Source organism: Nostoc sp., assembly GCF_036919575.1.
Lineage (GTDB): Bacteria > Cyanobacteriota > Cyanobacteriia > Cyanobacteriales > Nostocaceae > Nostoc.
In genome coordinates this window covers 80822-101998 of the sequence record NZ_JBALBY010000022.1, presented here as the reverse complement: position 1 = coordinate 101998, position 21177 = coordinate 80822, and the positions used below count along the sequence as shown (strand labels likewise).

Here is a 21177-nt window from a genome sequence, read left to right as displayed (position 1 = left end):
TTCACACATCTGGTTTTTATGCAAACACAAACACCGAAAAAATCCTACAGTCCAGAGGAATATTTACAACTAGAGGAGACATCAGAATCCAAAAATGAATATAGAGATGGAGAAATAATTCCTATGGCTGGTGGTACGACCAATCATAATGAAATTGCAGGTAATTTTTACGCCAATTTTAAATTTACGATGCGGGGTAAAAATTACAAAATCTACATGGGTGATGTCAAATTGTGGATACAGCGTTATCGGATCTACACTTATTCTGATGTCATGGTTATTCAGGGAGAACCAATATATGAGGGAACTGGCACTACTACAGTCACCAATCCCATAATGATTGTGGAAGTATTATCTAAATCGACAGAGAATCACGATCGAACTAATAAATTTAGATTTTATCGTTCTATTGCGACACTCAAAGAATATATTATGATTAATCAATATGAGTATTTTGTTGAGCAGTTTAATAAAAATGCTGAAGGGCAATGGGTATTAACTGAATACGAATCAGTAGATGCTGTATTATCACTAAAATCAATAGGTTTTCAAATTTCCTTCAGCGATATTTATCAAGAAGTTAATTTTGAAATAGATGAATAATCATAATGCGATCGCAGCACTCTAAATTGTATCTGGGTTGATGTTTAATTCCCGCAGTTTTGCTGCCAAGCGTTCTGCTTTTTGTTGTGCCTGTTGTGTTATTTCTTCAAGTGTTAGTACTAGTTGTCCGGCGTTTTTTTGTACTTGTGCTGTTTTTTCTTGTGCTTGTGCTGCTTTTTCTTGCGCTTGTGCTGCTTTTTCTTGGGCTTGTACGGCGATTTCTTGTGCAAGTGCTGCGGTTTCTTGTGCCTGCACGATAGTTTCTTCTAGTGTCGGTACTAATTGTTCATCTGGTGTGAACCAACGTAATAATCCCTGATGAATTCCCAAGTATAATCCTAATTGTTTACTCCACAAATGCCCTTGTGCATTCGCTTGTAAAGGTTGATATTTTCCATCTACTAAATGAAATCCCGCAAATTCTAATGTATATGGGTCAAACCAAAAATAATCGGGTGCGCGAAAAGTATCTTGGTAAATTTTTTTCTTTATACCTTTGTCTGTTTGGGCTGTTGATTCAGACATAATTTCTACGACGACATGGGGATATTTGCCATATTCTTCCCACACTACCCAACTTTTGCGGATTTTACGTTCTGTTTCTAATACTACAAAAAAGTCTGGGCTACTAAGGTGTCTTGATTTTAGTTGTTGCGTACAGTAATAGATAGTCAGGTTTCCCGTCGCATAAAAATCATTTCTCTCTCGCCACAGCCATTTCAGGCATTCTAAAAGTAAGATTAGTTGTCGCATATGCAGTTCTGTTTCCCAGGGAGGTTCGTCACTATATAAATCACCTGGTGGAAATATCACATCTTGCGAAATATCTTCAGTAGATTCTGATTCTTGGGCGATGGTCATAGAATCAATCCGGCATTAATTAGTTCTGGGTTGATTTTAACAGAGTTGTAGATGGCTATGCGTAGCTGACTGTAAAAGTATCCTATTTTTAGGGTAAGGGTAAATAAACTTTTCTGTCTTGATATTCATCGTCTTCTGATGCCAAAGCAACTATTATGAGTTCTTCTATATTTTCACCAATACTCAAGTTTGGATTGAGGATAAAAATTCCTGGTATGTGACGATTAACAGCGATATGATCAGCTAAATGCCCTGGCATAGAGGTTCGGTTGTTTGTCACAAGCACAAAATTATTTTTCTCACACCAACACAGAATTACTGGATCGAGTGTACTTTTCGGTGGAGTTTCTGATTCTCCTACTACTTTGATCATAATATCAGGTTCTCTTAGCCTAATTTGATTTGGATAGATAGGATTGACATTTTCATCAATCAGATATTTCAGCGTCATGTTTACTTTCTGACTTGTCTTTCAGTTCGGAGTTGGCGCAGTTTATCCGATACTGGTGGAGGATTAAGCCTCTGTTCTTCTCTCATTCTATGACCGTGTTCTATCCAGTTTCTCATGTAAGCACTGACGGTTTCTCTGTTTTGCAGATAATAAAGGATAGTTGCATATACTTGTTCTAAAGAGATTGATTTATAGATTTGGGCAATTTCTTCTGGAGAACGTCCACAATCAATGTATTCATAAAGAATTGTTTCAATACCAATTCTAGAATCTTTCAGTCTAATATCTTCAGAAGAAAGAAAGTTGAAATACTCTGCAATATTTTTGGTAGACATAGATTAACCTATATCAATAGTTATTTATTATATATATGGTAATCTTTTTTACCCCACCCTAACCCTCCCCTTATAAAGGGGAGGGAACCAGATTTTTATTGTTTCCCCCCTTTATAAGCGGGGATTAAGGGGGGTAATTCGAGTTGTGTATACACCGTAGCCTTTTTAAGGGGGGGTTAGGGGGGATCTAGAAGTGCCTAAAATTACAGCCGGCCACTTTTAAAACATCCCCTTAAGTTAGGCAGAAAAAAAGAGAGTGCGATCTTATCTTCCTCACAAACAAGACAAGATCCCCGACTTCTTTAAGAAGTCGGGGATCTGTTTAATTACGGCTTACTGTTCCCCTGTATTAACTTTTGCTGCTAGCCAAGTAATCCTTCCTCCTTCCCGATTACGTCCCAATTTTCGCAAAACTTGATAGCCGTATTCGCTAAAATCTGGATAGCTATTCATAGTTCAAGGGCAACAAATATGGTGTTTTCACATCTTGCAGCAAACGATTAAAATCGCGGCTACCAGAACAAAGCGTGCCTCCGCAGACTAGAAAATGTAGTCAGCCTGCGCGGACTTCTTTTGTGTAGCCGCGACTTCCAGTGGTTCGATCTGGGTTTTGTAATACGCAAATATACTTAAATTACCAGGGATACATTAATTAATCAATATTTTTGACATGAAGTGTTTGTGAGGAAAAATAGAGATGGGGAAATAGAAAAAGCGATCGCTAACCCCAAATTTCTAGCTCTACAACAGAAGCCGTAAAGCATACAGGCAAGTTATAATTCTTTTGCGGTGCAACGTAACAAAAATTTATGAGTAACCCCCTTGTGCAAGCCTTTTTCGTAGGCAGAGCGGTAGCTGAAGTAGTTAATGAGCGTTTAGAGGTCGCCTTGACCGATGCTTTGAGTGATTTGGGCAAATTTGATGCCGAAGCTAGAGAGCAGTTGCGCCAGTTTACAGATGAAGTCCTAGAGCGGGCAAATCGGGCAGCAGAAGCAGCTAATGCTGGTCAATCTACCACAGGTAGTCGGCAAGCCAGTTCTGATTCCGGTGACTTGCAAGCAGATATTGATGAATTGCGAGCAGAAATCGCCCTGTTACGAACAGAATTGCAACATTATCGCCGAACTTCTGCATAAATTTTGTCATTAGTCATTGGTCATTAGTCATTAGTAAAAAATTATACGCAAATGACAAAGGACAAATGACAAAGGACACTTAAGAAAAAACAGTTTAGGAATCAGAGTGTCTTTTCTTCCAGGTGATTCGATCGCAAACCAACGGTACACAAAGCATATGGAACAAGGTTATTCAGAAAAGGCATACCGTTGGAATCGGGAAAACTACTCTAGCAGACGGCGTTTTGTGGACATTTGGTCTTTTGTCTTGACCTTAATGTTCAAGCTTTGGCTATACAACAAATCTTGGAGTTACGCGGGTGGAGTAACTGAGGTAAAGCAAGCCGCAAGACGCAAAACTCAGGCGGTCTGGATTCGTAATACCCTGCTGGATTTAGGGCCAACCTTCATCAAAGTCGGGCAATTGTTTTCTACCCGTGCTGATATATTCCCTGGTGAATATGTAGAAGAACTAGCCAAATTACAAGACAAAGTACCGGCATTTAGCTATGAGCAAGTAGAAGCGACCATTGAGAAAGAACTAGGCAAGAAAATTCCTGAACTATTCCATAGTTTTGAACCGATTCCCTTAGCTGCTGCTAGCTTGGGGCAAGTACACAAAGCTGTGCTGCATAGTGGGGAATCAGTCGTTATCAAGGTGCAACGTCCTGGACTAAAGAAGTTATTTGAAATAGATTTAAAAATTCTCATGGGAATTACCCGCTACTTTCAAAACCATCCCAAATGGGGACGGGGGCGAGATTGGTTGGGTATTTATGACGAGTGTTGTCGTATTCTTTGGGAAGAAATTGATTATCTTAACGAAGGTCGTAACGCTGATACTTTTCGCCGGAACTTTCGCGGCTACGATTGGGTGAATGTTCCCAGAATATATTGGCGTTACGCCACGTCTAGAGTCCTAACTTTGGAATATCTCCCTGGAATTAAAATTAGCCAATACGAAGCTTTAGAAGCAGCAGGTTTGGATCGAAAGGCGATCGCTCGTCAAGGCGCTCAAGCCTATTTAATTCAGTTACTTAATAGTGGCTTTTTTCACGCCGATCCCCACCCAGGCAATATTGCCGTTAGTGCAAGTGGGGCTTTAATATTCTACGATTTTGGCATGATGGGGCGGATTAAAGCTAACGTCCGTGAAGGATTGATGCAAACCCTGTTTGGTATTGCCCAAAAAGACGGCGATCGCGTTGTGCAGTCTCTGATCGATTTAGGCGCGATCGCCCCAACCGATGACATGGGACCAGTGCGGCGTTCCGTCCAGTACATGCTGGATAATTTCATGGATAAGCCCTTTGAAAATCAATCGGTCGCCGCAATCAGTGACGACCTTTACGAAATAGCTTATAATCAGCCATTTAGATTTCCAGCAACCTTCACTTTTGTGATGCGAGCCTTTTCTACTCTAGAAGGGGTAGGCAAAGGTTTAGATCCAGAATTTAACTTTATGGAAGTTGCCAAACCATATGCAATGCAGCTTATGACCGATATGAATGGTTCTGAGGGGAATAGCTTTATTAACGAATTAAGTCGTCAAGCAGCTCAAGTAAGTAGTACTGCCTTTGGTCTACCACGTAGATTAGAGGATACACTAGAAAAGCTAGAGCGGGGAGATATGCGCCTGCGCGTTCGTTCTATAGAAACTGAACGGTTGTTGCGGCGGCAGAGCAGTATTCAACTTTCAATAAGTTATGCTCTGTTAATCAGTGGTTTCACACTTTCAGCTACGATCTTAGTAGTTAGCAATCATGAATGGTGGGCACTAATCCCTGCTGTAATTGCAGCAGGGCTTTCAGCGATCCTGATCCGACTACTTTTACGCCTTGACCGTTACGATCGTATGTATTAATTGTTGCAAAAAAAAATTATGAAACTTAATTTCACGGGTTTTACCGATCCGGGACTTATTCGTTCTAATAATCAGGATAGTTACTATATCGACCCAGAGGGGCGGTTTTTCGTTGTCGCCGATGGCATGGGTGGTCATGCGGGAGGTGAGGAAGCAAGTCGGATTGCTACTGGAGAAATTCAGGCGTATTTGGTGGAAAATTGGCAATCTCCTAAATCTTCCGAAGAATTGATCGAGCAAGCTTTGTGGGGAGCCAATGAAGCGATTCTGCACGATCAGCAAAATCATCCCGAACGCGCCGACATGGGTACAACGGTTGTAGCGGTAATTTTTCGCGCCCCAGAGTCGCCCTGGTGCGCTCATGTTGGCGATTCCCGGCTGTATCGCTTCCGAGAGTCGCAATTAGAACAGGTAACGGAAGACCACACTTGGGTAGCACGAGCAATCAAAATCGGTGACATCACCTTAGATGAAGCACGATTACATCCTTTTCGTCATGTATTATCGCGCTGTTTGGGGCGTCAAGACTTGCATCACATTGATGTGCAACCACTAGATGTAAAAGTTGGCGATCGCTTGCTCTTATGTAGTGATGGTCTCACAGAAGAACTTGTGGAACAGAAGATTGCTAGCTGCCTCCAAGACAGCCCTTGGATTGATAAAGCCGCCATCTCTCTAGTTGAGGCTGCCAAAGACCACGGAGGGCACGATAACATCACAGTTGTCATCGTCTCACTCGAAGAAAATAGTCATTAGTCATTACTTATTGTCCAAGGACAAAGGACAAATGACAAATCCGGTAAATATACTCAGCAATTTGTTCAGCGTGAGCATTTTTCCTTTTTACAATTTGATACAAATACTTTTAGCCTCCAAAGTGCGCTAATGAGGCTAAATTTGCATAAATTGGTAAATTGACATCTTGCACGTAATAAGGTAAAGCGACTATAATTCACGCTTATTACCATTCATTCCCCAACCTCCTGAAAACCCCTACCCTCCGAAGTTTCGTCCATATTCGGGAGACAGCATCTTAGTTTTTCTTAAACAGAAAAACTATCGGGGGCTAAGGATAGTACCTGCTCTTCTCCTCAAAGAAGAGTTGTGCAAAGTAGGAGGAGTGACAGAGGTAGTTATATCTATCTGAGTCCAAACAGAGCCGATTTTCCGGAATCTGCCTCGTCTGACTTGGGTGGTATATCAGTAGGATTAGGTGCAAAATATCAGAGCAGAAAAATTCCCCATTTAGAATGTGGGCAAAGCTGTCAAACAATTGTTATCTTTCTTAATACGGAGGAACAAACAAATGTTGGACAGTTACAAGTCCAAATATTATCCCATTTGGTCTTCTGTAAGCGATATCACCTTTACGCGTTGTTTTTTTCGGAGTTAACTTATGAACCAACCAATGAAACTATCCTTGGAACAGCAATTCAGTATCTGCTCATTTTCTACTCAGGTGCAAAATATGAGCCATGAACAAGCTAAAGACTTTTTGGTGAAGCTATATGAGCAAATGGTAGTGCGCGAGGCAACTTATCAAGAGCTTCTTAAGCACCAGTGGGGCTTAGATTCCGGTTCCACTATGGCATAGAGTCGTTCTGATGTCGCAGTGGACGACCTCCTTCTCTTGCTTGGTTCCAAAGAGGAAAAGAGCTGGGGCTGTCGGGGCGTCAACTTCGATAATTAATTCCACAAGGGTGGCGCAAAATTTCAAGTCACGAAATTAACTAAGAATGAGTCAACATTTTCTACGCCACATCTGCTGGAGTCTAGACCTAACTTTAGCTTCGTAGGCCAAATTCATTGTTTGTTTTAGCGAAACTTGTTTTTGTTTCGTTTAGTCTGAGAATCCCACCTGCGTAAATTTATAATCATCTGAAATATGTACACAGGAAGAGCAACAGAGAATTTAGATCCGACTGCTTTGGCAGCTAGTTATTTCGCTCTTTATACATATAACTAGAACTTACATCTTTATATATATTTTGTTTATAAAAGTTTACATTCTTGGAGTGTACACCCCTTAGTTCCATCTGAAACATATAACATTCAGAAATTATGCCTAGCTGGAAAGATCGTATGGAGAATCCGTATCAATACTTTCCAGTTTTGCCAGAATTTGAGGCTTAATCTTTTCATACTCGCTTTTGAGTAAGCTTTTACTAAATTGGGGGTCGGCAGAGGAAATTGATGTATTGCTGATTGCGACCCACTCTTGCAGTCGTTGGCGCTGGGCAGAAGCGACGCTGGAAAGTAAGATATGGGTACAGCGATTTGGTGTTTCTCGTGCAAAGAACAACAGGCGGTAGTAACCTGAATCCTGTAGTAACCGGGCAATTTCTTGACCAAGACTGGTTTTGAGATCAAGGTAGTAAGGCAACCATTTAGCGCCATGTTTGCGGTTGTAGATGACAGTAATCCATAGCAGCATGGGATGAGGGACAGAGATGAAAAGAAACTGATTATAGCGGGTACAGAGTAAGCGCTTTTGAATTTCCTCTTGCGGTAGCATCACCCAGAGAGCTGGTAAAATCAGCCCATTGGTATGAATGGCCTGGGGAAAGACAATATCGGCAATTGGTTTATTTGGCGGCCAGGAAATGGTACGAGCGATTTCCTCGTTTGACCAGGATGCCCGCAAATCGGCTTTGGCCTTTTGTTCAACAAGCTTAGGGCTAACAAGCTTAGGGCTAACTGTAGTAGCAGGAATTAGGGCATGGCTGTCTTGCTTAGGGATGCGTATATGCTCAGGCTTTTCTAAAGATGCTAAAACTCTGAGGATTTCAGCGATATTTTGGGGGCGATCGCGTGGTACTTTAGCTAGACAACTCATCACCAAATTTTCGACTTCTTTTGGTAATTCTAATCCAGGCGCAACCTCAGTAAAAGAACGTGGTTTTTGATAGTGATGTATTTTATACCACGCCCCAAAAGAGTGAGTTGGTGCCACCAGTGGCATTTTGCCTGTGAGCATCTCAAACATCATCACGCCCAAGCTATAAATATCAGCACGGTTGTCTAATTCTTTACCCTCCATCTGTTCGGGAGAAGAATAAGCCAATGTCCCCAAATAAAATTTTGTATGGTCGCCATCTGACTGCAATAACTTCGCAATACCAAAATCTAGAACCTTGACCAATTCTCCAAAACTGGGATCTTGAATCACCAGGATATTGCTTGGCTTGACATCCCGATGGATAATTGGGCAAATTGTGCCCTCAACTGGGATGCCATCATGGGCGCACTGTAACCCCAGGCTGAGTTGACGCGCCATACTCAGGAATCTTGGTAAAGGCAGTCGTTGTTTGCGAATAATATTGTTCAGGCTTTGTCCTTGCAGGTATTCCATGACATAGAATGGGGTGTTATTGTCATCTACGCCATAGTCCATAACTCGGACAATGTGGATGCTTTTTTGCCCTAGTAAAGCACAGGTTTTTGCTTCTCGCTCAAAGCGGTCTTGCAATCGCAGCTTTTCATTTTGGATTGATAGAGCGAGAAACTTAACTGCAACAGGTACACCTCCCAACAAAGTATCTTTAGCACGATAAACTCGACCCATTGCTCCAGTACCGATTAACTCCTGGAGTTGGTAGCGTTTGCTTAGTAAGCGACCAATGTTGGGGTCTGACATAGAGAATTTGAATCCAAAAGCAGGTTGTAAGTGTTTGGGAGGAAAAGTGCATTCAAACTGATATCTGAATTATTGCGCCCAGAAATGACTTTCTAGGCTTGTACCGCAAGGCAGAAGTCGGAAGTCAAAAAGCTTATAGGGTAAGCTTTTGTGCTGAGATTTTCAATCGTTGCTCTCTTTCAGCGGTGCTGTACTAAGCTGTTGCGTATTTAATTTGTATATTGGACGCGCTCATGTTGCCCGCACTACAATATTTTTGGGTTTTCGTGTTATACAATTTAGCTGCACATCAACTTAGCTTTTTTCAGTCCTCTTTTAGCAGGATCTGGCAGGTTGCAACCGAGACGGTTATTACAACTGGTGCAACATACTAGATCAAACAAGCAGAAAGGGTAGATTTATAATGACGTTTTGTACCATTTTGCACTTTAATTATCGTGTAGTTTTAGTTTGCCCAATTTTGACTAAATAATAACTCTAGTATCTGCCAAAACCCTTACAGCTATTTTCAGGTAAATAGACCACGCGGTAGGGGCACACCAATGAGCAATGCTGTACCCCTACGACAGATGTGGTTCAAATACATGATTTCTGCTGTAATTAGCCCTCTTTTGTCACTTTGGGAGAATCTAATCGCCCAAAGGTTTACGGGGCTTTAGTTTTCACTTTTTGTCTATAAATTTTAGTTTCTGTTAGGAAATAAAGCCTCAAACCTGGATTAAATCAAAGTCTCAGAATTTGGCTGAGATTAAAGATTCCGAGAGTGACAAAACAGGGTTAGATAGCAGCAGACTCACCACAGAGTTCTAAGAACTGAGTGCGGAGTTTTGAATATCAATAAAGCCTGATGTGGCGACATGAAGTCGTGCTGGGCAGATTTTATAAAAATGTTGGCTGAAAACCCCGAAATTAAAACCTAAAATTCTAACTACCTAAGGATGTATTATTTTTTGATAAAACTGTGATAGCACTAATTGGTAGTTTTTCGTTTTCTATGTAGGTTATAAGTCATGTCAAAAACTGATTTATTACCCTTTATATAGTATTCGATTCGACGTTCGATAATATTGTTAAATCGATAAATAAAATCATAAAAAAAGTACGGGTTTTTCCTGATTTCTGTTAGTGCTGTTAACCATTTTTTTTGCTTGATAGGCACTACAACTTGAAAGTAAGCTAGATTTTTCTTAAAGGCTGCAAGATTATAAGATAGAGCACGCATTAAAGTTGGATTTTTTTTCACAACTTCTTGTTGCATGAAAGAATTAATAGCTATGCAGCATTGATTTAGACGTAACAATATGCTTTGACCTACAATAGAATTGGGGCGTGAGCGGTAGAAATAATAGGGTTTTGGCACAAGAAAAAAGCGAGCGCCATTGATTAAGCATTTCATATCAAGCCAAAAGTCCTCACCGAACTTTAAGGTTTCATCGTACTCAATGCCGTGCTTAACCAGAAATTCTCGTTTGAATATAGGCTTGCTTAAACCAAGATGCAACCCTGCTTGTCCATAAACATCAGTTTCTACAAAATGAATGATATCAATTTGGAGAATTTTATCTATATCTATATGTTCTCCACTTTCTTGAATCAATGTACTCCAAGGAGATGTTGCACCATCTTTGATTAAATAAAGATCGTCAGCAATCATATCTGCATTTGTTTCCTCTGCCAGCAACACAAGTTTTTCTAATCTTTCAGCAGCATACCAGTCATCTGAATCAAGAACAGCAACCCATTCTCCTTGGGCTGCTCTGAGGGCACGATTACGCGCAGCAGAAACCCCAAAATTTTGTTGATTAACTATCACTTTGAGACGTTGGTCAGTAAAACTTTTCGCAACTTCTACAGTTTTATCACTTGAAGCATCATCGACCATGATAACTTCAATATCAGTAAGCGTTTGCTTTAAGGCTGACTCTATTGCCTTGGCAATATAAGCTTCAGTATTGTAAGCAGGGATAATGACAGAGACTTTAGGATTCACGAAACTGAACTCCTGACTATACGGTTAGATCAAAATGCTGCAATCCTGATGATAATTTGAAAATTTATTTTTTACTATAAGTACGTAGACATAAATAATCCCAGGTCTGTAGTGAGCGGATCTAGCCCATTTTTGAGGACTCAAACCCTTACTACGAGCCTATTTCATAAATTTTATATTGCGTAACATAGTTTGATATATTCTTGCCTACTTAGTTACAATTTAGTAAGTAAATAGGTAAGAATAAACGATTGCTCGTTAAGGTCGGGCATGAGATATTCCATAGCTCACAAACTTTCCTCCAAAGGGCGATCGCTGTCAGATTCTATAGTCTGTAATACCTTTTGTCAAGCAGCACTTAACCTCTTAAAACGGCTATATCGAGATCAAGCTTTTTTCCCTAAATTTTTAGGTTGACTGACGCTCTAGGCTAGCTTCCATTGTGTTAGTTAAAAAATGACCAGCCAAGATGCCACTGCTGAGGTAGTATGTATCTTCCGAAATCCGGTGTAGGGTTTCAAACCCATTACGACGCTGACGATCGCCTAGTACTTGGTAATGCTGCACAATAGTATCTAGACCAATCCAGCCTTCGCCTTCAACCTGTCCCAAAAGATTATGTTGGAGTAAAAAAGTATACTGACGTTCTCCCTCATGCAACCGCCCCTTGTATTGTAGAGAGATTTCCGAGCGATCGCTACCAGGAAATATCAGTTTTGTGGCCATAGTAAACCAGTTATCTCGATTCCAAGCTACCAAAGTCATACCCTTGACGCTGATTGGCATACCATTACGTTCCAGCCAATTTCCTTGCATTACCCAGCGTCCTGGTTCCAATAAAAAAGTATGAGCCACCTTCTATTCCCTGCCTTGATCGAGTACCACCAAGACTATAGTTATAGCAGTGTTGAGTAATGAAGTGAAGAATAAAAAACTCCATCCACTCAAGGGAATTGAGTTTTTGGGCATGGCGAATGGGGCATGGCGAAGAAGTTGCTTTCTTCCCAATGCCCTGAAAATGTATTTAATTTTGAATTGTTAATTACGAATTACGAATTACGAATTACGAATTATTTAATTGTTTTTCCTGTCTCAGCACGGGCTAAACCTTAGCTATTCGCTAACAGCACTCAGCACTGAATCCCGACCTTGGTAAATTTCTCCCAAAAGCACTTCTTGAGGTGCCCCAGTCGCAGTAGTTAGGTTGCCAGGAATACCCAAATGTCGCCAGTAGGCTAAAACGGCGAAGGCGATCGCTTCTTTCAAATCTGCGCTCAAGCCGACTTCATCTGTAGTCCAGACTGGTATTGATGTCAACAATAACTGTAATCTTTGTTTCAAATACAGATTGCGACTACCACCGCCACATAATAGTACCCGTTGTGGCATTTCCGGCAAAAAAGTGCGGTAACTATGAACAATTGAAGCAGCTGTAAGTTCCGTAAGAGTTGCCAGTACGTCGGCAGCATTAAGCTGGTATGCTTGGGCATCTTTTAAACACTGATGCAGGTAAGTCACACCAAATAACTCTCGACCAGTAGATTTAGGCGGGGGTAGATGAAAGTAGTCTTGGTTGAGCCATTGTTCTACCAATGGATGGCAAGGAGTACCACTCGCTGCCCAATTGCCATCTTGATCGTAAGTTTTAGCACCAGCGCTTAAATGCTCCACCGCCAGATCCAACAGGCTATTTCCTGGGCCAGTATCCCAAGCGCGAATTTTTGAGAGCCAGTCGCCATGCCGAGGCGGAATATAAGCAACATTACCAATACCACCAATGTTTTGAATACAACGCCCCTCCTGGGGATGACTGAGTAAATAGGCATCTACTCTGGGCACCAGAGGCGCACCATGACCACCAATAGCGATATCAGCAACGCGGAAGTTGCTCACAGTTGTAATGTCTGTAAGATGGGCAATTAATGCACCGCGCCCTAGTTGCAGACTGTAGCCGAGTGGCGAGTGGGGAGTGGTTTTCTTCACGATTTCCCTATCCGCAGGTGGTCGATGATAAACTGTCTGACCGTGGGAGCCAATAAGAGTGGCTGGCTGATGACCAATTTGAATATCTTGGGCGGCTTGGGCAAAGACAATGGCGATCGCATCATCTATTTCTGCCAATTCTGCCATTGAGATGGCAACGCCTGCACCAACTGCCAATATTCTTTCTCTGAGTTCGGCTGGATAGGGATATGTTACCCCAGCTAGCAACTCAACTTTGAGATCCAATTCTGTACCGCAAATCTCTACCAACGCAGCGTCTATACCATCTACAGATGTGCCACTAATTAAACCGATAACGCGAGTAGAAACAGCAACTTCTTCAGTCGGATGCATTGATAAAGATTCTTTTGTTGATTGCAATAGGTAGTTTAATTTATGTTACTACCCATGTCAAAAAAACTCAGGTGGCATAGTTGACTGGATAAAAACGAGTAGCAGATAAGCTTATGCTTCCAGACCCGGACAAATTATCGACATCATGCCTCATGCTTTCTTTATCTAGAACCCTAAAAATATAAACTGCCTGCAAGTCACAAAATAGCACCTTTTATAAAAAAAGTTTGTTTACAATTTAGCACCGATAACTTTGCGCTCTCTACATAAAGCGATAGATGTTACATAACTTTACATCAGTGATTTTACTCTAAATGAAGTCCAATAAATTACACTTTTATCTGGGTAGAATCAAATCGAAAAAGTAGTAATCCTTCTGATGTTTAAATCTAGAAGCATATCGCACAATGGGCTTTGAACGAGGAAAATTTTAAAACCGAGAAGAATTGTAAAATGAAAAGTCTTTTAATTAAGTCCGCGATCGCTTCTGGTATCGTTTTGTCCTTAGCTACTGCTACCCGTCCTGTAATGGCTTCGTCTTTTACGGTATCAATAGAACAAGATGTAGAATTATCAAATCTTGTAAATTATCATGTCCAAAATTTTGATGCACAAATACAAGGTTCCAGTCCAACAGGCTTTACATGGACTGATGCAGGCACAAAGATTGGTAGCTACACGAATACTCTGATCGAGAATGCAGACCAATATGGTGGTGCTGGTGGAACAGGTCGATATTTTGATGTAGACACGAGTAGATCGGGGAATGGTCAAACGGTTTCCACCCTAAATTTGACAACCGCACAAAATTACTTTGGACTTTGGTGGTCTGCGGGAGACGATAGTAACGCACTTACATTTCTTTCAAAAGGAGTGGTTGTAGAAACTATAACTACTGCTGATGTGGTTAAATATATCGCAGGGTTAGCAAATAAAGCCACCTACTACGGTAATCCTAATTCGGCATTCAAAGGTCAGGATAATAACGAACCCTTTGCGTTCATCAACTTCTATGATGTTGCCGGAACTTTTGATCAGGTTCAATTCAGCAATATTGACAAAAATGGCAACATTAGCGGAACTGGTTTTGAATCAGATAATCACACAGTCGCCACTGGCTACAAGAGTATTACTGGTAATGTAGTTACCAGAGCAGTTCCTGAGTCTTCTTCTCTATTCGCAGTTTTTGTGATTGGTTTTGTGGGTGCTACTTCAGTTATGACTCGTCGAGTCAACAAAAAGTCAGTTTTGCAATTGTCATAAGTGGATGCCTAAGCCAGGAATTCACCCTCCTGACTCGGCGTTGACAAACCGTGAATGAGACGTTAACTTCACACGGCTCCTGAATAATTTGGTAAGATTTTCCTGATTTTCTCATACCCTAATCCCCAGGCTCGACGTTCACGTAGCGTGCCGTAGGCAGGATTTCAAAACTTCCGACGACAATTCAACATTAAATACAAGTTAGGGCGAGCTTACTTACGGTAGGTTCGCCCTAATCCTTTTGCCATTTATGATCAGATATTCTCCTACAGTCACGAATTTGTATAAGTTGCTTGTAAACGACTTAAAAGATATTCTCCCGCAAGGATAGGGGGATAAATAGGCGATTGTTCTTTCTGGCAACTCTCCAAACAAGCAATTTCTGTATGATCATTAGGATGACAGAAAAAAGCGATAGAATACCGAGACTGGTTCACCCTGCGATCGCTGGGAATCATTACCCGATGCTTGGTTGAGCAAAACAGATGATTTGTCCACCGTTGCATTAAATCGCCAGTATTGACTACTACAGTATCAGGAATTGCAGGCGCGGCAATCCACTCTCCAGATGTTGTCTTTACTTCCAATCCCTCAACCTCATCTTGGAAAAGTAATGTAATACTGCCATAATCGGAATGCTCACCAGCACGCACTTGTCCGGGTTTGGGTGGTGTTTGCAATGGGGGATAGTGGAGCAATCGCAAGGTATGATGTTGTTGATTGTGTCTTGTTATAAAAAAATCTTCTGACAATTCCAAGGCCAAAGCAAATGCTTGCAGTACCGTGTTAGCAAGTTCTGTGCAACTATCATAAAAGGCGAGAATAGAAGCATCTATGTCTACAGCCTCTTGTTTACCTAAATTCAATGCCTCTTTCAGGTCGCCTGGTTTATTGGGGACAAGACGTTCTCTCTCAAGACCAACATAACCCGTGTTGCTAAATTCATCACTCCAAGCTTGCTTTTGCTTAACTTCTAAAGGTAAATTGAAGAAAGATTTGCTCTGAGTGAATACTTGCTTTATTAGGTCTTTTGATATTCCTGAATTCTGCAAGTACATAAAGCCAATTTCATGGCAAGCTTGATAGATTTGTTTGATAACACTTTGCCGAGTTGTTGTGCTGCCACTGGTAAAGGCAGTTAAATTTATTACAGGAATTGTAACCATTTATACAGAATTAGAAATTTTGTGTTTTGTTAACATATAAAGTAGTATACTCAATACTTAGGTACGGAACTTTACAATGTCTCTTGCTCCTTGGCGAAGCGCGATCGCCCATGCGCTCCATCGCAACCGCAGCCTTGTTTATGCCCGTTACCTCCAACTAGCAACGGTGCAGGCGAATGGTCGCCCCGCTAATCGTACCCTAGTTTTTCGCGGCTTTCTGGAAGATACAAACCAGCTAAAATTTATCACCGATGCCCGTAGCGCCAAAGCCGACCAGATACAGCAAGAACCTTGGGCAGAAGTTTGCTGGTACTTTCCCAATACACGAGAACAATTCCGAATCACAGGTTGTTTGACCCTAGTAAGCGGTGATGATTCTGACCAGAATTTACAGCCAGCCCGGATGAGTATGTGGCAAGAATTGAGTGATGCGGCGCGTTTACAGTTTGCTTGGCCGCATCCTGGTAAACCCAGAGTCGAAACCCCAGAAGCTTTTGCACCACCAGCACCCGACCCCGTGCAGCCAATGCCTAATTTTTGTCTACTGCTACTCGATCCGGTGCAGGTAGATCATTTAGAATTACGTGGCGAACCACAAAATCGAAGGTTTTATCACTGTGATGAAAATCAAGAGTGGTTTTGTGAAAAAATTAATCCTTAATTTTGTCAGTTAGGAGTTAGGAGTTAAACAGGGTTATTTCATTCTCCCCTAGTCCGCCAGGAAATAAATTCCCCATCTCATAGCTAAAGTCGGTTTTAACTGATATCTTGCATCAGTTCCAACAACCGCCTCAGAATTCATTCTGAGGCTAATAGCTAAAGTCTAGGACTTACGCACTGTACAAATTTATCATGATGTGCATCAATCAAAATAGGTTGTTTCAGGCTTTTCTTAATTATCCTTGGATCGTAAATAGACCATGCTGTAGGGGTTTAGCAATGCTCATTGGTGTCAACTTAAGCCAAAACTGATTTAAAATCTCGTTTCCAGCAAGAAGCTGGAAATGCAGATCCTGGTGGCTCTGCCGCAAGTTACGGAGGCGGAGCCTCAATGAGGGGCATTCCCAGTCGGAGACTCTTAACGAATCAAGGATTCTTAACCCACGTTCGCCCTTGGCGTTCCGCAGGAAAGGTGGGTTTTTCCTCGTGTAGACGCGGTTTCTAACCGCCCTTTTCACGTTAAGTTGACACCAATGAGCATTGCGCTTTACCCCTACGAAAAATGTGGTTTTTTGCGTTATATATATTTACTCTTTCTTGTCAATGCGTAAGTCCTAAAGTCTTCTAAAGAAGACTGAGCAAAAGTTTGAGTCCACTAAGCGTGGAGTTGAGCTATCAGCCCAGAACTTGAGTTCTGGGCGGGCGATGGTGCTAATTGAGAATGGTGCAAGATGTGAGTTAAAACCGACTATCAATAAGCTTTTGAGTCCGTTAAAACGGACTTGGACTATAAGAAAAGGAAATTTCTTTCCGGGCGGGTTATGCCAAGAATGAAATAGCCCTGGAAGTTGGTTCATTCGCAATTACATTGTGTAATTAATTCTGTTCGACTACTGATGATTTTTATTCCTCACTCCTCACTCTTAACTCCTAACTTTATTTAAATACCCGCACCATCTAGAAACTCCTGTATTGCCTTATCTTTAAGGCTACACACAGGAGCATCTTGTGATAAATCAGCTTGGTTAGAAGCTACACAACCTGCGAAGACAAGAGTTTTTGCAGAAGAGTTGGTGCGCTGAAGAGTTTGTATTTGTTCTTCCAGCGCCTCAATCCGGTCTACTAAAGCGCGAATTACTTGAGCTTCCGAATCTGGTAAGTTATTGTGTTCAAGAGGTGCAACCCGGACTCCAGAACGATATACGATCCGCCCAGGCACACCTACTACAGTACAGTCTGAAGGCACATCCCTTAGAACAACAGACCCAGCGCCGATACGGACATTATTGCCAATTTGGATATTGCCCAGCACCTTCGCTCCAGCTCCGAATACGACATTTTCACCCACGGTGGGATGGCGCTTGCCACATTCTTTACCAGTACCGCCAAGGGTGACACCTTGATAAATGAGAGCATAATCTCCCACGATCGCAGTTTCACCAATTACTACACCCATGCCGTGGTCAATAAACACACTTTGCCCAATTACTGCACCAGGGTGGATTTCAATTCCAGTCAAAAACCGAGTCAAGTGAGAAATCAGGCGGGGAATAAAGGGAAGACCAAGAGTATACAGCCAGTGAGCCAGCCTATGGAATATCAGGGCTTGCAAACCAGGGTAACAAAATAAAACTTCCAACCAGTTACGGGCAGCTGGGTCACGTTCAAATATGATACGAAAGTCAGCACGCAGTATAGATAGCACGAGATAGCACCCTCGGAAAGCACAACAAGCTACTCTTCCATATTATCCTTTCAGGTGTTACACGTAAAAATTGGGCATTGGGCATTGGGCATTGGGCATGGGGCATGGGGCATTGGGCAATTCAATTTTGGATTTTGGATTGACGATTTTGGATTAAATTTCAATTCTTTAATCTAAAATCTGTCTTGAAAAGTTTGCTCAAACTCCTCCACCCCCGCACGCAACTTTTGTCTCCGACACGCTCTTCGCGTTCGCAAAATCTAAAATTCTTACTCCCTCATCTCCCTCATCTCCCTCATCCCCACTCCCCACTCCCCAGTCCCCCCTTCACTGCTGCTCCACCTTCAGAGTATAATCGCGCTTGACCCCAGGATTAAATGTACCTACCCAAATCCGATAGGTGCCGCTTTTCCAGTTGCGATCGCTAACGCTAGCATCTTTACTTTTGCCAGTGTCATCGCCGCAACGAATCGTCGTTTGATCTGGACCTTGGATCAGTAAAGTGGTGTCGCTATTGTTGCTATCGACTTGTATTGTCATCTGGGAAAAGTCCTTTTCCAAAACCATAATATGATCTGGAGTAGGATCGGCAAAACCGATACAGGCTTTTTGATCGCGATCGCGGTTACTTATGGCAGACAATGAGTAAGAACCACCTGTAAACCCCTGCACTGTTCCTTGTGCTGGATTAAAGTTTGTTGACAGGCTGAAAGTACCAAAATTTGCTGTCTGTGCGATTGCAGGGGTAGCTGTTATGGCAGTAAGTATAGCCAACAGCCAGCCATTTCTAAACTGAAGTCGGGGGCGACAGTATTTCATAGTAGCCCTCCAACAGGCTTTTAAATTAGTAATGATATATACATATTTTAATGAAAAAAATATAGTGAAATTTCGGTTGAATGTGCCACATTAAAATTTGCCACATTCACAATTCAAAATAAAAACCTCACCCTGTCCTGACGGACATCCCTCTCCTTGCTAAGGAGAGGGACAGGTTTTGCGTAGCAGAACCAGGGTGAGGTTTTTTTGAGCTATTCGATTGTACAGATGTACACTCGCCGATTCATATTATTAGGAATGTTGCTTATCCGTCGGAAAATTCACAACTATAGGTGGAAGACCGTTTTCTGCGGTTGGTTGTGCTTTGGTAACTACTGGTTGTGCATGCAAAGGTGTTGGTGTCAATTCACCTTTACCAGTTTGATTCCATAAAATCAGGGATAGTAGCCCATCCACTAAGCCGTTATTGCTACCGTTACCGCTAACTAAGACATCTGGAATCAAGCGGACATTGCGATCGCCGATAATCTGCATTAGTTGCATTGCTGTATAACCTTGTGAACCCAAAGCTTCCACACCAGCACTATATGTTTCAGCTTTGGCGTTACCTGTGGCACGAATACCTTCAGCCTCAGCAATTGCCCGGAGTTTTGTACCCTCAGCTTCACCGTTCGCCTCTTTGATTTGAGCTTGGGCTTTTAGGTCAGCTATATGTACACTCTGCTCAGATTTCACCATTTCTTGCTGAATATTAGCCAGTGCCGTTTCCCGAACAAGCTGCTGGCGTTGGGTTTGCGCCATTTGCTGCACTTCATAAGTCTTGCGTTCTTCTTCAGCAATTTTCCGGTCTGTCTGTGTCTGCATTAGTGATGCTGGTGGCTGAATATCACCAATGAGGGTGTCGATCGCTTGCACGTCATAAGCCCGCAATGCTGTTTTAATATACTCAGAAGCCTCAGTTTGTCGCTCACTCCGAGCAGTTAGAAAGTCGAGTACAGTACAGTTTTGGGCTGAGTTGCGGAAATAATTACCGATAGTCGGTTCTAATACATGGTCTACCAGATTTTGCATTGCACCGACGCGAGAAATTACCTTCGGGGCATCTAAAGCACCGACATGGATAATTTGTGCTACTTCCAAATCAAAGGCAAATCCATCACGCGATCGCACAGTTAGAGAAGCTAGTTGAGCATCATAGCTGTGGCGTTCAGTACGACCTGACCAGTTTAAGACAATGTTGGTTGTTGGCACCAGTTCCATCTTCATAATCCGGGAATTAATCGGATGCTTACCAGGATATAGCGGTTCGACCCACACACCCTTATGTCCCTGATTTACCAAGTTACCGTGGGTGAAAGCTGCACCACTGACATCTTGATGCGCCTTACCGACGAAAGAAATCACCACACCCACATACCCAATGGGAATTTCTGTCATCGGCACTTGCTCAACCTGAACAAACCAAGGATTCAAGTTCCAAGAACCAGAAAGCAAGGTCTGCTCTTGTAAGCCTCGCCGTCCACCACCATCAATAAATTTCTGACCATTTTGGAAGTTATTGTGTCCGTCAATTATCGGTCCTGCGAGTTCACCAGCAGAAATTGGTACACCATCTAAGGTGGTGACGATGCCAACTTTATCAGATGCCAGACTGTACACCCGCAACTGTTCTGGAGTCATGCCATGAGCGCTGGCATTTGCTGCCATGATGACTTTAAACAGGGCAGTATTCATCCGGTACGTACCAGCCGTGAGAAAACCCATTTGCCGCCCTTTTTCGCCACCTTGGATAAGGAATTTCCGAGCATCTTGGAAGTTGTCACAACCCACAATTTTACCCAAAATCCGCTCTGGTGGGTTGGATGCTCCATCTGCGGCCACAATCAAAGCGATTTCCCCTTGGGGAACGACAATTACCGGCTCTTTCTTTACAGAATATTGCCAAGGCCAATAGCCCCAGTGCCAACCAGGAGCTAAAGTATCTGCTTGCAAGCCAGCTTCGCCGTTGAGGGCAATCAAACTACCGGCGGGAAGTCCACGCCCGGAAAGGGTAAATTTCCTCACCACAATCCCAACTTCACGTTCGCCAATCACCACTAGTCCGCCAAAGAACAAGGGGACAAATATAACTAAACCGCCAACCAGGACGATGGGAACCAGTACAAAACCATCAATTCCGGCAGCTTGATATTGAGTCCTGCTAGTTTGTAACTGGGTAATATTTGGTGTGGTCTGATTTAGCTGGACAGTGGCGGAAGTGATTTCTTTTGCAGTAGTTATGTTTACAGAAGTAGCATTGGCAGAATGAATACTACCAGCGATCGCTAGCGTTGCTACGACAGATGCTGCAAAACGAGCTACCTTATTTTGTTTACGTGTACCAAGGGAAAATGAAAGGCTTTTCATAATT

At 42.3% G+C, this 21177-nt stretch carries 18 protein-coding genes; 7 read left to right on the top strand and 11 right to left on the bottom strand.

The features are described 5' to 3' along the window. Positions 1 to 18: 18 nt before the first annotated feature. Positions 19 to 603 (top strand): Uma2 family endonuclease, encoded by a 585-nt coding sequence (locus V7K27_RS07375; RefSeq protein ID WP_334945759.1) that lies wholly within the window; start codon positions 19 to 21, stop codon positions 601 to 603. Positions 604 to 624: 21 nt separating this feature from the next. On the opposite strand, the gene V7K27_RS07370 is transcribed toward V7K27_RS07375, so the two are convergent. The 3 genes from V7K27_RS07370 to V7K27_RS07360 all read right to left on the bottom strand — a co-directional run bounded on the left by V7K27_RS07370 (position 625) and on the right by V7K27_RS07360 (position 2250). Continuing rightward, the gene (locus tag V7K27_RS07370) at positions 625 to 1464 is read right to left on the bottom strand and encodes a Uma2 family endonuclease (RefSeq protein WP_334945757.1); all 840 of its coding nucleotides are present in this window, start codon (positions 1462 to 1464) and stop codon (positions 625 to 627) included. 88 nt (positions 1465 to 1552) lie between these two features. Then, positions 1553 to 1915 carry a DUF5615 family PIN-like protein gene (locus V7K27_RS07365; RefSeq protein ID WP_334945755.1) on the bottom strand — a complete coding sequence of 121 codons (363 nt, stop codon included), beginning with the start codon at positions 1913 to 1915 and terminating at the stop codon, positions 1553 to 1555. Positions 1916 to 1917: 2 nt separating this feature from the next. After that, positions 1918 to 2250 carry a DUF433 domain-containing protein gene (locus tag V7K27_RS07360; RefSeq protein ID WP_334945753.1) on the bottom strand — a complete coding sequence of 111 codons (333 nt, stop codon included), beginning with the start codon at positions 2248 to 2250 and terminating at the stop codon, positions 1918 to 1920. Positions 2251 to 3059: 809 nt separating this feature from the next. Here V7K27_RS07360 and V7K27_RS07355 point away from each other — a divergent pair. The 4 genes from V7K27_RS07355 to V7K27_RS07340 all read left to right on the top strand — a co-directional run bounded on the left by V7K27_RS07355 (position 3060) and on the right by V7K27_RS07340 (position 6823). Beyond that, complete coding sequence (locus tag V7K27_RS07355; protein ID WP_334945752.1) at positions 3060 to 3386, top strand: DUF6825 family protein; 327 nt, start codon at positions 3060 to 3062, stop codon at positions 3384 to 3386. Positions 3387 to 3543: 157 nt separating this feature from the next. Beyond that, on the top strand, positions 3544 to 5229 hold the full coding sequence (locus tag V7K27_RS07350) for an ABC1 kinase family protein (protein WP_334945771.1): 1686 nt from the start codon (positions 3544 to 3546) through the stop codon (positions 5227 to 5229). 18 nt (positions 5230 to 5247) lie between these two features. After that, positions 5248 to 5985, top strand: a complete 738-nt coding sequence (locus tag V7K27_RS07345) for a PP2C family protein-serine/threonine phosphatase (protein WP_334945750.1) — start codon at positions 5248 to 5250, stop codon at positions 5983 to 5985. Positions 5986 to 6625: 640 nt separating this feature from the next. Beyond that, a complete protein-coding gene (locus V7K27_RS07340; protein WP_094348015.1) occupies positions 6626 to 6823 on the top strand; it encodes an NblA/ycf18 family protein in 198 nt (65 codons plus the stop codon). Positions 6824 to 7294: 471 nt separating this feature from the next. Here V7K27_RS07340 and V7K27_RS07335 read toward each other — a convergent pair whose 3' ends face one another. From V7K27_RS07335 to V7K27_RS07320, 4 genes are all read right to left on the bottom strand, one after another. Next, complete coding sequence (locus V7K27_RS07335) at positions 7295 to 8866, bottom strand: serine/threonine-protein kinase (protein ID WP_334945748.1); 1572 nt, start codon at positions 8864 to 8866, stop codon at positions 7295 to 7297. A gap of 970 nt (positions 8867 to 9836) precedes the next feature. Beyond that, complete coding sequence (locus tag V7K27_RS07330; RefSeq protein ID WP_334945746.1) at positions 9837 to 10856, bottom strand: glycosyltransferase family 2 protein; 1020 nt, start codon at positions 10854 to 10856, stop codon at positions 9837 to 9839. Between the two features lie 408 nt (positions 10857 to 11264). Continuing rightward, positions 11265 to 11711, bottom strand: coding sequence for a hypothetical protein (locus V7K27_RS07325; RefSeq protein ID WP_334945744.1), 447 nt, complete (start codon positions 11709 to 11711; stop codon positions 11265 to 11267). A 258-nt stretch (positions 11712 to 11969) separates the two neighbouring features. Continuing rightward, positions 11970 to 13193, bottom strand: a complete 1224-nt coding sequence (locus V7K27_RS07320) for an anhydro-N-acetylmuramic acid kinase (protein ID WP_334945769.1) — start codon at positions 13191 to 13193, stop codon at positions 11970 to 11972. 453 nt (positions 13194 to 13646) lie between these two features. Between V7K27_RS07320 and V7K27_RS07315 the strand changes: the two genes are divergently transcribed. Next, on the top strand, positions 13647 to 14456 hold the full coding sequence (locus tag V7K27_RS07315; RefSeq protein ID WP_334945742.1) for an Npun_F0296 family exosortase-dependent surface protein: 810 nt from the start codon (positions 13647 to 13649) through the stop codon (positions 14454 to 14456). Positions 14457 to 14728: 272 nt separating this feature from the next. On the opposite strand, the gene V7K27_RS07310 is transcribed toward V7K27_RS07315, so the two are convergent. After that, a complete protein-coding gene (locus V7K27_RS07310) occupies positions 14729 to 15622 on the bottom strand; it encodes an isopenicillin N synthase family dioxygenase (RefSeq protein ID WP_334945740.1) in 894 nt (297 codons plus the stop codon). Between the two features lie 76 nt (positions 15623 to 15698). Between V7K27_RS07310 and V7K27_RS07305 the strand changes: the two genes are divergently transcribed. Continuing rightward, positions 15699 to 16283 (top strand): Npun_F5749 family FMN-dependent PPOX-type flavoprotein, encoded by a 585-nt coding sequence (locus V7K27_RS07305; protein ID WP_334945738.1) that lies wholly within the window; start codon positions 15699 to 15701, stop codon positions 16281 to 16283. 939 nt (positions 16284 to 17222) lie between these two features. Here V7K27_RS07305 and cysE read toward each other — a convergent pair. From cysE to V7K27_RS07290, 3 genes are all read right to left on the bottom strand, one after another. Continuing rightward, complete coding sequence (gene cysE, locus V7K27_RS07300; RefSeq protein ID WP_334945736.1) at positions 17223 to 17987, bottom strand: serine O-acetyltransferase; 765 nt, start codon at positions 17985 to 17987, stop codon at positions 17223 to 17225. 327 nt (positions 17988 to 18314) lie between these two features. Further along, positions 18315 to 18806, bottom strand: coding sequence for a hypothetical protein (locus tag V7K27_RS07295; protein ID WP_334945734.1), 492 nt, complete (start codon positions 18804 to 18806; stop codon positions 18315 to 18317). A gap of 252 nt (positions 18807 to 19058) precedes the next feature. Then, positions 19059 to 21173, bottom strand: a complete 2115-nt coding sequence (locus V7K27_RS07290) for an SPFH domain-containing protein (RefSeq protein ID WP_334945732.1) — start codon at positions 21171 to 21173, stop codon at positions 19059 to 19061. Positions 21174 to 21177 lie beyond the last annotated feature (4 nt).